Origin of the sequence: Polaribacter sp. KT25b, from assembly GCF_900105145.1 — a bacterium.
In the GTDB taxonomy this organism is placed as follows: Bacteria; Bacteroidota; Bacteroidia; order Flavobacteriales; family Flavobacteriaceae; genus Polaribacter.
The window spans coordinates 370,025-383,919 of the sequence record NZ_LT629752.1 but is presented as its reverse complement, the minus strand read 5'-3'; the positions used below and the strand labels follow the sequence as shown (position 1 = coordinate 383,919).

Here is a 13,895-nt window from a genome sequence, read left to right as displayed (position 1 = left end):
AAAAACATACTATAAACCGCATGTTTTAAGAATGCAAAAGTATGTAGTTTTTTCGTAAAAAAAATTTTTTCGTTACTTTTCAGTAAATAATTAACAGAATTGCAACATTATTTTTCTGCCAATCTGTCATAAAAAATGATTTTTGGTTGTATCTTTGCACTCTTTCAAATCTTAAATTGATTAATGGAATACGTAGAAAAAATCATCGACGAAAAACTACAAGGCAAAGCACTTGTTACCGAACATAAAGTAGAAAACGGCAAGAAATTATTTATTGAAAGCTATGGCTGTCAAATGAATATGAATGATAGTGAGATTGTTGCATCTATTTTAGCAGAGCAAGGTTACAACACAACACAAATTCTTGAAGAAGCAGATTTAGTTTTAGTAAACACTTGCTCTATTAGAGAAAAAGCAGAAACAACTGTTCGTAAAAGATTGCAGAAATATAATGCTGTAAAACAAATAAATAAAAAAATGAAAGTTGGCGTGTTAGGTTGCATGGCCGAACGTTTAAAAGAAAAGTTTTTAGAGCAAGAAAAAATTGTTGACCTAGTTGTTGGGCCAGATGCTTACAGAGATTTACCTAATTTATTAGAAGAAATTGACGCTGGTAGAGATGCTGTAAATGTAATTTTATCAAAAGAAGAAACTTATGGTGATGTTTCTCCAGTTCGTTTAAATTCTAACGGAGTTACCGCTTTTGTTTCAATTACTAGAGGTTGCGATAATATGTGTACTTTTTGTGTAGTTCCTTTTACACGTGGACGAGAAAGAAGTAGAGATCCGAAGAGTATTTTAGAGGAAATTCAATCGATGGTTGATAGAAACTTTAAAGAAATTACACTTTTAGGACAGAATGTAGATAGTTTTTTATGGTTTGGCGGCGGATTGAAGAAAGATTTTAACAAAGCATCTGAAATGGCACAAGCAACCGCTGTTAATTTTGCACAATTGTTAGATATGTGTGCTACTCAATTTCCTAAAACACGTTTTCGTTTTGCAACTTCTAATCCGCAAGACATCAGTTTAGATGTAATTTACACGATGGCAAAACATAAAAATATTTGTAAATATTTGCATTTACCTGTTCAAAGCGGAAGCAATAACATGCTAAAAGCCATGAACAGACAACATACTCGTGAAGAATACATCGAGTTAATTGACAATATTTTTAGAATCGTTCCAGAAATGTCCTTATCTCAAGATATGATTGTTGGTTTTTGTGGCGAAACAGAAGAAGATCATCAAGATACTTTAGAGTTAATGAAATATGTAAAATATGACTTCGGATTTATGTTTACGTATTCTGAAAGACCAGGAACTTTAGCAGCTAAAAAAATGGTTGATGATGTGCCTTTTGAAGTTAAAAAACGAAGATTACAAGAAATTATAGATTTACAACAAGAACACGCTTTATATAGAACACAACAACATTTAGGTAAAATTGAAGAATTTTTAATTGAAGGTACTTCTAAGAAAAATCCTAATGAATGGAAAGGTAGAAATACACAAAATACAGTTGCTGTTTTTCCTAAAGGCAATTATAAATTGGGAGATTTTGTACTATTAAAAGTAGAAGATTGCACCTCTGCAACCTTAAAAGGAACAGTAATTGGGTATTCTGATAATAATTAAAAAATAGCGATAAAGTTGCAAAGTAAGTTTGAGTTTTCACTTTGCCACTTTATAACTCTGAAACTTTGTAACTGAAAAGAAAAATGGAAAACATACAAGCAATAAAACAACGTTTTGGCATTATAGGTAACGATTTACACCTTGATAGAGCTATTGAAAAAGCTGTAAGAGTTGCGCCTACAGATATTTCTGTTTTGGTTACTGGAGAAAGTGGTGTTGGTAAAGAAAATATTCCGAAAATTATACATTCTTTATCACACAGAAAACATGCAAAATATATTGCAGTAAATTGTGGTGCAATTCCAGAAGGCACAATTGACAGTGAACTTTTTGGACATGAAAAAGGTTCATTTACTGGAGCAAATCAAGATAGAAAAGGTTATTTTGAAGTTGCCGATGGAGGAACCATTTTTTTAGATGAAGTTGGCGAATTACCACTAACAACACAAGTTCGTTTATTACGTGTTTTAGAAAATGGCGAATTTATAAAAGTAGGTTCATCAAAAGTATTAAAAACCAATGTTAGAATTGTTGCTGCTACAAACGTAAATATGCAATCTGCCATTCAAAAAGAAAAATTTAGAGAAGATTTATATTATCGTTTAAGTACTGTAGAAATTCATTTACCTGCTTTACGAGATCGTAATGAAGATATTCACTTATTGTTTAGAAAATTTGCTTCGGATTTTGCACAGAAATACAGAATGCCTTCTATTCGATTAGATGAAAACGCTGTTGCTGTTTTATTAAATTATCGTTTTCCAGGAAATATTCGTCAGTTAAAAAATTTAGCAGAACAAATATCTGTTATTGAAGAAGAAAGAATTGTTACAGCTGCAAAATTACAACAATATTTACCTAATAATAACGGAAATTTCCCTACAGTAATTGGCAGTAAAAAAGAAAATGATTTTTCTACTGAACGTGATATCATGTACAAAATTTTGTTTGATATGCGCAACGATATCAACGATTTAAAGAAATTGACTTTAGATTTAATGAAAAGCGGAAACGTTGAAGAAGTACAAGAAGAAAATCATCAATTAATAGAAAAGATTTATGGAAATACTAATTCAAAAACGTCTAAATTCGAAGTTTTAAATATTCCTCAAAATTCATCCGAAGAAAAAGATTATGATTTTATTGAAACTATAGAAGAAGATGAATCTTTATCTTTACAAGACAAGGAAGTTGAAATGATTAAAAAATCATTAGAAAAAAACAGCAATAAGCGTAAATTAGCAGCCAAAGAACTAGGTATTTCTGAAAGAACTTTGTACAGAAAAATTAAACAATACGACCTTTAAAAAAGGTTAAAAATTTTTAGTTTAAAATTCTAAGATTTACAAAAGTTACACAATCTTTGAATTTTAAATATTAAACCTTGAATACTCAAGAATGAAAAAAATAATTTACATATCGCTATTTTTAATAAATTCACTAGTATTTATTGCTTGTGGAGCGTATTCTTTTACAGGTGGAAATACAGGTAAAGCAAAAACGATTCAAATAGATTTTTTTCCGAATCAAGCGCAATTAATAGAACCTGCACTAACACAACGTTTTACAAACGACTTGCAAGATTTATTTACAAGACAAACAAATTTAACACTTACAAGTTCTAACGGCGATTTGCATTTTAGTGGAGAAATTACAGGTTTTAGGGTAACACCAATGAGTGGAACATCTAACCAAACTGCTGCTCAAAATAGATTAACAGTTACTGTAAATGTTCGTTTTGAAAATAAATTAGAACCAAAAGATGATTTTGAAAAAACATTTTCTTTTTATTCTGATTATGGAGCAAACTCTCAACTAACAGGTAGCGTTTTAGAAGCTGCTTTAGATGAAATTATAGAAAGACTTACACAAGATATATTTAATGCTTCTGTTGCAAAATGGTAAAATTAGTAGAAAATTAAAAATTTGGAATTAAATACTAACATAGAATTTATAGATAATAAACGTTCAATTGAGCAACTAGATATTGCTGAATTGAAATCTGTTATTAATGAGTTTCCTTATTTTCAATCTGCAAGAGCGTTGTATTTAAAAAGATTAAAAAATCAGAATAGTTTTAAATACAATAACGAATTAAAAATAACTGCCGCTTATACTACTGATAGAACTGTTTTATTTGATTTTATAACATCCGAAATATTTATAGAAGATCAAGAAGAAAAAGTTTGTAAAGAAACAAAAGTAGAACTTTTAACAGCAAATACTTCTGACGTTATAATTAAAGATAATGAAATTCAGACAGCAACAGCATCAAAACCTATAGAAATTGCTAAAGAAAAGCTAGAAATAGGCAAACCTATTGCTTTTACAGAATCAGAAAATTTTTCTTTTAATCAATGGTTACAATTATCAACAAAAAAACCAATTGTTAGAGAAGATACTGTAAAACAAGAAGCGAACAAAAAGCAAAGTATTATTGAGCGATTTATAGAAAATAACCCCAAAATTTCGCCTTTATCAAAAGACAAAAGCGTTAATGTTTTAGTTACTCAAAACAAACAAGATTCATCTTTAATGACAGAAACTTTAGCAAAAGTGTATCTAGAACAAAAGAAATATGAAAACGCAATTCAAGCATATAGAATTTTAAGTTTGAAATATCCAGAAAAAAGTGGTTTCTTTGCAGACCAAATTAAAAGAGTACAAATTTTACAAAAAAATAAATCATGAGTTATACAGCATTTTTAATTCTAATTTTGGTTGTAGCAGTAGCTTTAATCTTAATTGTTATGGTTCAAAATCCTAAAGGTGGAGGATTATCTTCTTCTTTTGGAGGTGGTGGAGCACAATCTTTGGGTGGCGTGCAAAACACTAATAACTTCTTAGACAGAACAACTTGGACTCTTGGTATTGCAATGTTTGCTTTGATTTTATTATCAAATTTCGCAATTCCTAGAGAAGGAGCAGGTAATGTAAACTTAGATAATACTTTAGACGGAATCGAATCAACTTCAACTCCTGTAGATAACACAAGTTCTACAACTAAAGATACTGTTAAGTAATCATTTAGAAAAATTTTAAAAAAATGCCAACGTAAATGACACGTTGGCATTTTTTTTTGCCCAAAATTTAACATTAAAATCAATCAAAGAAAAAATGTCAGTTATAAGTAAATGGCATAGTTTCTGAGCATTTCAAGAAGAAATAATACTTAATTTAATTAATCAAAATTTATAAAAAATGGGATTAAACATTAAACCTTTAGCAGACAGAGTTCTTGTAGAACCTGCTCCAGCAGAAACAAGAACAGCATCTGGATTAATTATACCAGACAACGCAAAAGAAAAACCACAGCAAGGAACTGTTGTAGCTATTGGAAACGGTAAAAAAGACGAACCTTTAATCGTTAAAGTTGGTGACACTGTTTTATACAGTAAATATGGTGGAACAGATTTAAAATTAGAAGGTAAAGATTATTTAATGATGCGTGAATCTGATATTCTAGCAATTATTTAAAGAGTTATTTGCTTTTGGTTATTCGCCTTTAGCAAGAACATAAAAAAATTAGTAATTATTTTTAGCTAAAAGTCAAGTGCTATCAGCTAAAAGAAAAATAAAAAAAATGGCAAAAGACATAAAATTTGATATTGAAGCAAGAGACGGCTTAAAACGTGGAGTTGATGCGCTGGCAAATGCAGTAAAAGTAACCTTAGGACCTAAAGGAAGAAATGTAATTATTTCTAAATCTTTTGGCGCACCAACAGTTACTAAAGATGGTGTTTCTGTAGCTAAAGAAATAGAATTAGAAGATTCTTTAGAAAATATGGGAGCTCAAATGGTAAAAGAAGTGGCCTCTAAAACCAACGATTTAGCTGGTGATGGAACTACAACTGCAACTGTTCTTGCACAAGCAATTGTAAAAGAAGGTTTAAAAAATGTTGCTGCAGGCGCAAATCCTATGGATTTGAAACGTGGTATTGACAAAGCTGTTACTGCAATTGTTACTGATTTAGAAAAACAAGCTAAACAAGTAGGAAACTCATCAGAAAAAATAAAACAAGTTGCTGCAATTTCTGCAAATAACGATGATGTTATTGGTGATTTAATTGCAACCGCTTTTAGCAAAGTTGGTAAAGAAGGTGTTATTACCGTTGAAGAAGCAAAAGGAATGGAAACGTATGTTGATGTTGTTGAAGGCATGCAATTTGACAGAGGATATTTATCTCCTTACTTTGTAACAGATGCTGATAAAATGATTGCTGATTTAGAAAATCCGTATATTTTATTATTTGACAAAAAGATTTCTAACTTAAACGAAATTCTTCCAATTTTAGAACCTGTTGCGCAATCTGGTCGCCCATTATTAATTATTGCTGAAGATGTTGATGGCCAAGCCTTAGCTACTTTAGTTGTAAATAAATTAAGAGGTGGATTAAAAATTGCTGCTGTAAAAGCTCCTGGTTTTGGAGACAGAAGAAAAGCAATGTTAGAAGATATCGCTATTTTAACTGGTGGAACTGTAATTTCTGAAGAAAGAGGTTTTTCTCTTGAAAACGCAACTTTAGATTTATTAGGAACTGCAGAAACAGTAACAATCGATAAAGATAATACTACAATTATAAATGGTTCTGGAGATGCTGATACTATAAAAGCTAGAGTTAGCCAAATTAAAGCGCAAATCGAAACTACAACATCAGATTACGATAAAGAAAAACTACAAGAACGTTTAGCTAAATTAGCTGGTGGAGTTGCAGTTTTATATGTTGGCGCTGCTTCTGAAGTAGAAATGAAAGAGAAAAAAGACAGAGTTGATGATGCTTTACACGCTACAAGAGCAGCTGTAGAAGAAGGTATTGTTGCTGGTGGTGGAGTTGCTTTAGTTAGAGCTAAAAAAGTTCTTGAAAAATTAGCAACTGATAATTTAGATGAAACTACAGGTGTACAAATTGTAAACAAAGCTATTGAATCTCCTTTAAGAACTATCGTTGAAAATGCTGGTGGAGAAGGTTCTGTAGTAATCAATAAAGTATTAGAAGGTAAAAAGAACTTTGGTTATGATGCAAAATCTGAAACGTATGTAGATATGCTAGAAGCTGGTATTATAGACCCTAAAAAAGTAACAAGAGTTGCTTTAGAAAATGCTGCTTCTGTTTCTGGAATGATCTTAACTACAGAATGTGCTTTAGTAGACATTAAAGAAGATGCTCCTGCTGGCGGAATGCCTCCAATGGGTGGTGGAATGCCAGGAATGATGTAAACCATTAGCAATAACAGGCAAGTAATTCAAACTTATTACAATTAAACAAACTTTGCTTTGTTATATAAAAAAAACCGATAGAATTAAATTCTATCGGTTTTTTTGCTTTATTAATTTTACAAACAAAACAACTACAATATGTATCATCTTGTTTTTTCTGATGAAACTTTTATTTATTTTTAAACTAACGTAAATCTTAAAACACCTTTTTTATGTTATAAGATTCTATTGCTTTTTTTGTTTTTTCAATTCGCCTTTATGATCTAGAATAATCTCATCATCTCTATATTTACAACAAGGATGCACAGAATTATAAGCTTCTATTGTTGCTTCTATTTTTTTATCTTCTTCTAATAAAACATCATGACCAACTGCTAAAATATTTTTCTGCACTGTAGCAACATCGGTTTTACGTTCATCCATAATTAAATTTAATTGATGTGTTTCTACACTCCAAATTGCAAACTTTACTCCTTTAGATTTTAAAGCGGCAGTTTCAATTCTTTTTTTACACATTCCACAAATTCCATCTACTTCAAAAGAAACTTTAGCGTTTTTGTTCTTTTTTACTTCTTGCGATTGTACAGAAAAACCAATCATTATCATACTGAATACTAAAACTATTTTTTTCATTTTTATTATTTTTTATCATTGTGAGTCTACGAAACAATCTTATAATTATTTAAAAGATTATTTTATTTTAAATCTTAATCCTGTATAAATTGCGCGACCAAAAATTGGCGAATACACAATTGTGGTGTCAAAATTTGAACCAAAAGGATCATTACTAGCTAAAATAGGATTTTTCTGTTGAACATTTGTTAAATTCTCTGCTCCTATATATATTTCAAATTTATCAGAAAACACTTTTGTTATTTGTGAATTTAACAATTGATAAGGATTTGAATATGCTGGTAATTGATATTGAACAGGATTTGATGCTGTATTTGGTAAACGCTGCTTACCAATACTGTTAAAAGTAATATCAAATTTCCAATGAGAATTATTCTCTTTTACAACCGTTTCATAAGAAAGGTTTGCAAAAAATCTGTTTTGAGGCTGAATTGGTTTTTGCAAATTACCGCTTTTAAAATCCGTAGAAATATCAAAATATTTATAAGCAGTTCTAAAATTAAAAAACGGAGCAATATTATAATTAACTTCAACCTGAAAACTATTAGCAATACTTTTTCCGTTTAAATCATAAAAAGAAATTTCTTGCGGATTTTCCCAATCAACAATTACTTGATTTTGAAAATTTGTTTGATAAAAATCAAAAGTAATATCTCCTTTTTTATCAAATAAATTAAAACGCTGTAAATATGAAACTCCATAATTCCAAGCAATTTCTGGATTTAATCCGTAGATATTTCCACCAACATTATCAATATTAATTTGTCGAGAACTTGCAAATAATTGCTGATTTTCTGCAAAAATATTCGCACTTCTTTTCCCTCTACCAACAGAAGCTCTAAAAACTCCTTTTTCCCAAGGCACATATCTAAGATGTAATCTTGGTGTTATAAAAGTGCCTAACAAATTATGTGCATCAATTCTTAAACCAGCAGTTAAGCTAAAATTTTGTAAATTATCAAAGGCATATTCAAAAAACGCTCCAAAATCATTTTCTATTCTACTAAAATCAGTGGCATTTACAAGTTCATCAAATTTATCATGAGTAAAACTAATTCCTGTTTTAAATTTGTTTCTTGTATCTCCAATAATTGAATTAAAAATAACATTAGAATACAAGCTTTCATGTTTAATATCATACACATTTAAACCAAAATAAGAATCTTGCTGATGATTACTATAAGCCATTTGAATACCAATACTTTGAAAAGGTAATTCGGGAAAAACATACCCTAATTTTGCTGATGTTTCAAAACGTTTTGTATCAATTTCACTTCCCCAAGCATTCGTAGTTCCTTTATCTAAAGTTGGATTAAAATTGATTTCACCCGTTTGTTTTTCATCCTTTAAAAACCGAACATTTATAAAACTTACCCAACCTTTTTCTGCATCTGTATATTGCCAACGATTCATCACATTTACTTGATTAGCAAGCGGATTATCCAAAAAATTATCATGGTTTTTATCAAACTTTTCTCCTCGATAATTTCCATGAATATATACACCTGTTTGCCATTTATCAGAAACCCTTTCATTAAAATGTGTGTTTAATTCCAATCTTCCATTTAAAGAACTATAGCCATTTATAAAAAACTTATTGTCAGTAAAAGGTTTTACCAATTCTGCATTAATTTGCCCAGAAATACTTTCATAACCATTTACAACAGAACCTGCACCTTTAGAAATTTGAATACTTTCTACCCAAGTTCCTGGTGTAAATGTGAGTCCGAATGCTTGTGATGCGCCTCTAATTGAAGGAATATTCTCTTGTGTAATTAACAAATACGGACTCGTTAAACCCAACATTTGAATTTGTTTTGTACCTGTTAATGCATCAGAAAAACTAACATCTATTGACGGATTTGTTTCAAAACTTTCAGCTAAATTACAGCAAGCAGCTTTTAAAAGTTCATCTGCATTTACAGTAAACATATTTGCAGTTGAGAAAAATGATTTCTGAGTTGCTTTTCTTTTTGCATTAATTGTAACTTCCTCTAATTCACTTTCTAGCGTTAAAAAATGATGAATTGGTTCTAAATTATTAATGGTAATCGTATCTGTTTTGTAACCTAAATAATTAACAACTAATTTTTTATATTCGTTTTTATACGCAATTGTAAACCAACCTTTTTCGTTTGTTACTGCACTTACATTTGTGTTTAGCCAATGCAATGTAGCACCAGGAACACCTAACTGATCTTTTGGATTATTTTTATCCATAATCATTCCCTTTAAGGTTGTTTGAGAAAAGAAAATGACTGGAATAAATAGTAGAATACTACTTATAATTATTTTTTTCATTATATATTTTTATTTAATAACATGTTTGTTCATCATCATAAATTGATGCTGTTTTTCTTGTTAAAAAATAAAAATCAAATTAAAAAAGTTTGATATAAAATCTGATAATCAGAACGAATATCAGGTGGAGAAAAATCTCTGTAAAAGTTATTTTTTGATTCATTATTTACAAATAAATCGGCGTAAGAAATTACGAAAGCTGTTAAAAATTGCTGTTTTTCAAAAGAAATTTTTTCTATTTTACTAAATTGAAGTTTATCTTGACCTTCAATTTTATGAACCTCATCTTTACAGCAATTCTTCTTTTTTGTTGGCGCAACTGTTTCCATTTGCATTCCACAAGCTTCAGTTTTACCAATAAAAGAAATATCTACTAAAAAATCTCCACAATAATGCTTTTCTACCGTAAAAGAAAAGGTAGAAAAAAGCACTAAAAAGGCTAAAAGAAAAGACGATATTTTAGCGAATAGGTTTTTCATTTTCTGATTGCAAATTTACAATAAGATTTTTTAAATAAATGTTAAAACTATTTTTCTTGTAAATTTTAAACTAAAAAACGATTTACATCATAAATAAGATATATTTAAATTATTTTTGCAATCAATTTTTTACATATATGGATACAACTTTTTTACTACAAGAAATAGATGTTATAATTGCATCAACAAAATTATCAAAAGAAGAAAAATTACAAGCAATTTGTGACTTTCTAGAAAGCGAAATTTCTTATTATGATTGGGTTGGTTTTTATTTTAAAAACGGAGATAAAGAAGAATTGAAATTAGCGCAATTTACAGGAGAACCTACAGATCATGTAATTATTCCTTTTGGAAAAGGGATTTGTGGCCAAGTTGCCGTTAGTAACAAAAACTTTGTGGTACAAGATGTTACAGCACAAGATAATTATATTTCTTGTGGATGGAAAGTAAAATCAGAAATTGTGATTCCTATTTTTGTTAATGGAGAAAATATTGGTCAAATAGACATAGATTCTCATACTGCAAATACATTTTCCGCAAAAGACGAGCACCTTTTAGGGTGTATTTGTGAAAAATTATCAGAGATTCTCTAATTTACTTGTTTTTTATTTATCTTTTTGCTAGATTTGATGCATATAATGTAATTTCCAACCATCTTATTACAAGAACAATGAATAAACAACATCTATACTCTACATTTTCCTCCAGAAATTCAGAAACTAACTACAATTCAAAATTTGAATCTATTCTATATCAATTTAGAGATTGGTTTAGAAATTTTCTAGATAATGCAGAATAGAACATCCTTTATTTAGAGAAAATATAGATTTTACTTAAAATTATTGTTGATTACTTACCTTAATTTGTTACTATCTTTTTATTGCGACTCACTCAATGTTTGTGTAGATTTGCATGCTTAACAAGACAACACAAAATGAGCACTTCAAAAACAATTAAATCTGCATTAATTTCAGTTTTTCACAAAGATGGTTTAGCACCAATTGTAAAAAAATTAGACGAATTAAATGTAACTATTTACTCTACAGGAGGAACCGAAAAATTTATTAAAGAACTAGGAATCAATGTAATTCCTGTTGACGAGATAACTTCTTACCCTTCAATTTTAGGCGGAAGAGTTAAAACTTTACATCCAAAAGTTTTTGGTGGTATTTTAAACAGACAAGACAACGAAAGTGATATTGCCGAATTAGCAGAATATAATATTCCGCAAATAGATTTAGTAATTGTTGATTTATATCCGTTTGAAAAAACAGTTGCTTCTGGAGCACCTGAACAAGATATCGTAGAAAAAATTGACATTGGTGGTATTTCTTTAATTAGAGCATCCGCAAAAAACTTTAAAGATACTTTTACAGTTTCTTCTATGGATCAATATGAAGAATTTTTATCAATTCTATCAGAAAACAACGGAAAAACTTCTATTGAACAAAGAAAGAAATTTGCTGCAAAATCTTTTAACATTTCTTCTCATTATGATACTGCAATTTTCAATTATTTTAATGAAAATGAAGTAGTTTTTAAAGCAAGCGAACAAAATTCTAAAACTTTACGTTATGGAGAAAACCCTCATCAAAAAGGATATTTCTTTGGCGATTTAGATGCAATGTTTGATAAATTACATGGTAAAGAATTAAGTTACAACAACCTATTAGATGTTGATGCTGCTGTAAATTTAATGAACGAATTTATTGGCGAAGACCCAACTTTTGCAGTTTTAAAACACAATAATGCTTGTGGATTTGCACAAAGAAACACAATTAAGCAAGCTTATTTAGATGCATTAGCTGGCGATCCTGTTTCTGCTTTTGGTGGCGTTTTAATTGCTAACAAAGAAATTGACCTTGAAACTGCTGAAGAAATTCATAAACTTTTTTGCGAAGTTGTAATTGCACCAAGTTATTCTGATGAAGCTTTATCAACTTTAAAAGGAAAGAAAAATAGAGTTATCTTAATTCAAAAAACTACAGAATTACCAACTCAAAATGTTAGAACAGCCTTAAATGGTTTATTAGTTCAAGATAAAGATGCTATTACAGACACTTTAAAAGACTTAACTTACGTTACAAATACAAAACCTTCTGAAAGCGAAATAAAAGATTTATTATTTGCTTCTAAAATTTGTAAGCATACAAAATCTAATACAATTGTTTTTACAAAAAACAATCAATTATTAGCAAGTGGAACTGGGCAAACTAGTAGAGTTGACGCTTTAACACAAGCTATTGAAAAAGCAAATAATTTTGGTTTTGACTTAAACGGAGCTGTTATGGCTAGTGATGCATTTTTTCCGTTTCCTGATTGTGTAGAAATTGCAGGTAATGCTGGTATAAAAAGTGTTATTCAACCAGGAGGATCTATAAAAGATAAATTAAGTATAGATTACTGTAATAACAACAATATATCTATGGTTATGACGGGAACAAGACATTTTAAACATTAATTAATTTAATGTTAATTACAGATTAATTTCACTAAATTTGTAAGAACACATTAAGAACAAAACAAGAAAATATTTTATGGGTTTTTTCGATTTTATGACTGAAGATATTGCTATCGATTTAGGGACAGCAAATACATTAATAATTCACAATGGAAAGGTGGTTATTGACAGTCCTTCTATTGTTGCTAGAGATAGAACAACTGGCAAAATTATTGCAATTGGTCAAGAAGCAAATTTAATGCAAGGAAAAACCCATGAAAATATAAAAACAATACGCCCATTAAAAGACGGAGTTATTGCAGATTTCCAAGCATCAGAAGAAATGATTAAGGAATTTGTTAAGAAAATTCCATCAATTAAAAAGAAATTATTTCCACCAGCATTAAGAATGGTAATTTGTATTCCTTCGGGAATCACAGAAGTTGAAAAACGAGCTGTAAGAGATTCTGCAAAACACATGAATGCTAAAGAAATTTATTTAATTTACGAACCAATGGCTGCTGCAATTGGTGTTGGCATTGATATTATGGAACCAAAAGGAAACATGATTATTGACATAGGTGGAGGGACAACTGAAATTGCGGTTATTGCTTTAGGTGGTATTGTTTGCGATCAATCTGTAAAAGTTGCTGGTGATTTGTTTACAAACGATATTATGTATTATATGCGTACCCAACATAATTTACATGTTGGAGAAACAACTGCAGAAAAAATAAAAATTACAATTGGTGCTGCTACAGAAGATTTAGACACTCCGCCAGATGAAATGTTAGTTCAAGGTAGAGATTTACTAAGCGGTAAACCTAAACAAGTACAAGTTTCTTATAGAGAAATTGCTAAAGCATTAGATAAATCTATTTTAAGAATTGAAGATGCTGTTATGGAAACCTTATCTAAAACTCCGCCAGAATTAGCAGCAGATATTTATAATACAGGAATTTATTTAGCCGGTGGAGGCTCTATGTTAAGAGGTTTAGACAAACGTTTATCTCGTAAAACAGATTTACCTGTTTATGTTACAGAAGACCCATTAAGAGCTGTTGTTCGTGGAACAGGAATTGCTTTAAAAGAACTTAAAAAGTATAAAAACGTGTTAATGAATTAGCATTTTTAAGTTCTAACAATGCAACAACTTATCTATTTTTTTCGGAAGTTTAAATATTTT

At 29.7% G+C, this 13,895-nt stretch carries 13 protein-coding genes; 10 read left to right on the top strand and 3 right to left on the bottom strand.

The window, feature by feature from the left end:
* Window positions 1–183: 183 nt before the first annotated feature.
* The 7 genes from miaB to groL all read left to right on the top strand — a co-directional run bounded on the left by miaB (window position 184) and on the right by groL (window position 6,856).
* Window positions 184–1,638 (top strand): tRNA (N6-isopentenyl adenosine(37)-C2)-methylthiotransferase MiaB, encoded by a 1,455-nt coding sequence (gene miaB / locus BLT70_RS01525; RefSeq protein WP_091890598.1) that lies wholly within the window; start codon window positions 184–186, stop codon window positions 1,636–1,638.
* Between the two features lie 83 nt (window positions 1,639–1,721).
* Complete coding sequence (locus tag BLT70_RS01520; protein WP_091890595.1) at window positions 1,722–2,945, top strand: sigma 54-interacting transcriptional regulator; 1,224 nt, start codon at window positions 1,722–1,724, stop codon at window positions 2,943–2,945.
* A 91-nt stretch (window positions 2,946–3,036) separates the two neighbouring features.
* Window positions 3,037–3,543 (top strand): LptE family protein, encoded by a 507-nt coding sequence (locus tag BLT70_RS01515; protein WP_091890592.1) that lies wholly within the window; start codon window positions 3,037–3,039, stop codon window positions 3,541–3,543.
* Window positions 3,544–3,564: 21 nt separating this feature from the next.
* Entirely contained in the window at window positions 3,565–4,329 is a 765-nt protein-coding gene (locus BLT70_RS01510) for a hypothetical protein (RefSeq protein ID WP_091890589.1), read from the top strand.
* Complete coding sequence (secG, locus tag BLT70_RS01505; protein ID WP_091890586.1) at window positions 4,326–4,661, top strand: preprotein translocase subunit SecG; 336 nt, start codon at window positions 4,326–4,328, stop codon at window positions 4,659–4,661. Before BLT70_RS01510 ends, secG begins: the two co-directional genes overlap by 4 nt.
* Window positions 4,662–4,839: 178 nt before the next feature.
* Window positions 4,840–5,115 (top strand): co-chaperone GroES, encoded by a 276-nt coding sequence (gene groES / locus BLT70_RS01500; protein WP_091890583.1) that lies wholly within the window; start codon window positions 4,840–4,842, stop codon window positions 5,113–5,115.
* Window positions 5,116–5,221: 106 nt separating this feature from the next.
* Window positions 5,222–6,856 carry a chaperonin GroEL gene (gene groL / locus BLT70_RS01495; protein ID WP_091897308.1) on the top strand — a complete coding sequence of 545 codons (1,635 nt, stop codon included), beginning with the start codon at window positions 5,222–5,224 and terminating at the stop codon, window positions 6,854–6,856.
* A 225-nt stretch (window positions 6,857–7,081) separates the two neighbouring features.
* Here groL and BLT70_RS01490 read toward each other — a convergent pair whose 3' ends face one another.
* The 3 genes from BLT70_RS01490 to BLT70_RS01480 form a co-directional block, all read right to left on the bottom strand.
* On the bottom strand, window positions 7,082–7,489 hold the full coding sequence (locus BLT70_RS01490) for a heavy-metal-associated domain-containing protein (protein WP_091890580.1): 408 nt from the start codon (window positions 7,487–7,489) through the stop codon (window positions 7,082–7,084).
* Between the two features lie 57 nt (window positions 7,490–7,546).
* Window positions 7,547–9,790 (bottom strand): carboxypeptidase-like regulatory domain-containing protein, encoded by a 2,244-nt coding sequence (locus BLT70_RS01485; RefSeq protein WP_091890577.1) that lies wholly within the window; start codon window positions 9,788–9,790, stop codon window positions 7,547–7,549.
* 74 nt (window positions 9,791–9,864) lie between these two features.
* The gene (locus BLT70_RS01480; RefSeq protein ID WP_091890574.1) at window positions 9,865–10,269 is read right to left on the bottom strand and encodes a hypothetical protein; all 405 of its coding nucleotides are present in this window, start codon (window positions 10,267–10,269) and stop codon (window positions 9,865–9,867) included.
* A gap of 137 nt (window positions 10,270–10,406) precedes the next feature.
* Here BLT70_RS01480 and BLT70_RS01475 point away from each other — a divergent pair, with 137 nt between their 5' ends.
* The 3 genes from BLT70_RS01475 to BLT70_RS01465 all read left to right on the top strand — a co-directional run bounded on the left by BLT70_RS01475 (window position 10,407) and on the right by BLT70_RS01465 (window position 13,835).
* The gene (locus tag BLT70_RS01475) at window positions 10,407–10,862 is read left to right on the top strand and encodes a GAF domain-containing protein (protein WP_091890571.1); all 456 of its coding nucleotides are present in this window, start codon (window positions 10,407–10,409) and stop codon (window positions 10,860–10,862) included.
* 341 nt (window positions 10,863–11,203) lie between these two features.
* Window positions 11,204–12,730 carry a bifunctional phosphoribosylaminoimidazolecarboxamide formyltransferase/IMP cyclohydrolase gene (gene purH, locus BLT70_RS01470; protein WP_091890568.1) on the top strand — a complete coding sequence of 509 codons (1,527 nt, stop codon included), beginning with the start codon at window positions 11,204–11,206 and terminating at the stop codon, window positions 12,728–12,730.
* A 76-nt stretch (window positions 12,731–12,806) separates the two neighbouring features.
* Window positions 12,807–13,835 carry a rod shape-determining protein gene (locus BLT70_RS01465; RefSeq protein ID WP_091890565.1) on the top strand — a complete coding sequence of 343 codons (1,029 nt, stop codon included), beginning with the start codon at window positions 12,807–12,809 and terminating at the stop codon, window positions 13,833–13,835.
* The last annotated feature ends 60 nt before the right edge of the window (window positions 13,836–13,895 follow it).

Bases quoted from the DNA above. Each gene is read 5' to 3' on its own strand.
- BLT70_RS01520 (WP_091890595.1), top strand. From the start codon at position 1,722: ATGGAAAACATACAAGCAATAAAACAACGTTTTGGCATTATAGGTAAC.
- BLT70_RS01515 (WP_091890592.1), top strand. From the start codon at position 3,037: ATGAAAAAAATAATTTACATATCGCTATTTTTAATAAATTCACTAGTA.
- groES (WP_091890583.1), top strand. From the start codon at position 4,840: ATGGGATTAAACATTAAACCTTTAGCAGACAGAGTTCTTGTAGAACCT.
- BLT70_RS01485 (WP_091890577.1), bottom strand. From the start codon at position 9,790: ATGAAAAAAATAATTATAAGTAGTATTCTACTATTTATTCCAGTCATT.
- groL (WP_091897308.1), top strand. From the start codon at position 5,222: ATGGCAAAAGACATAAAATTTGATATTGAAGCAAGAGACGGCTTAAAA.
- BLT70_RS01480 (WP_091890574.1), bottom strand. From the start codon at position 10,269: ATGAAAAACCTATTCGCTAAAATATCGTCTTTTCTTTTAGCCTTTTTA.
- BLT70_RS01465 (WP_091890565.1), top strand. From the start codon at position 12,807: ATGGGTTTTTTCGATTTTATGACTGAAGATATTGCTATCGATTTAGGG.
- secG (WP_091890586.1), top strand. From the start codon at position 4,326: ATGAGTTATACAGCATTTTTAATTCTAATTTTGGTTGTAGCAGTAGCT.
- purH (WP_091890568.1), top strand. From the start codon at position 11,204: ATGAGCACTTCAAAAACAATTAAATCTGCATTAATTTCAGTTTTTCAC.
- BLT70_RS01475 (WP_091890571.1), top strand. From the start codon at position 10,407: ATGGATACAACTTTTTTACTACAAGAAATAGATGTTATAATTGCATCA.
- miaB (WP_091890598.1), top strand. From the start codon at position 184: ATGGAATACGTAGAAAAAATCATCGACGAAAAACTACAAGGCAAAGCA.
- BLT70_RS01490 (WP_091890580.1), bottom strand. From the start codon at position 7,489: ATGAAAAAAATAGTTTTAGTATTCAGTATGATAATGATTGGTTTTTCT.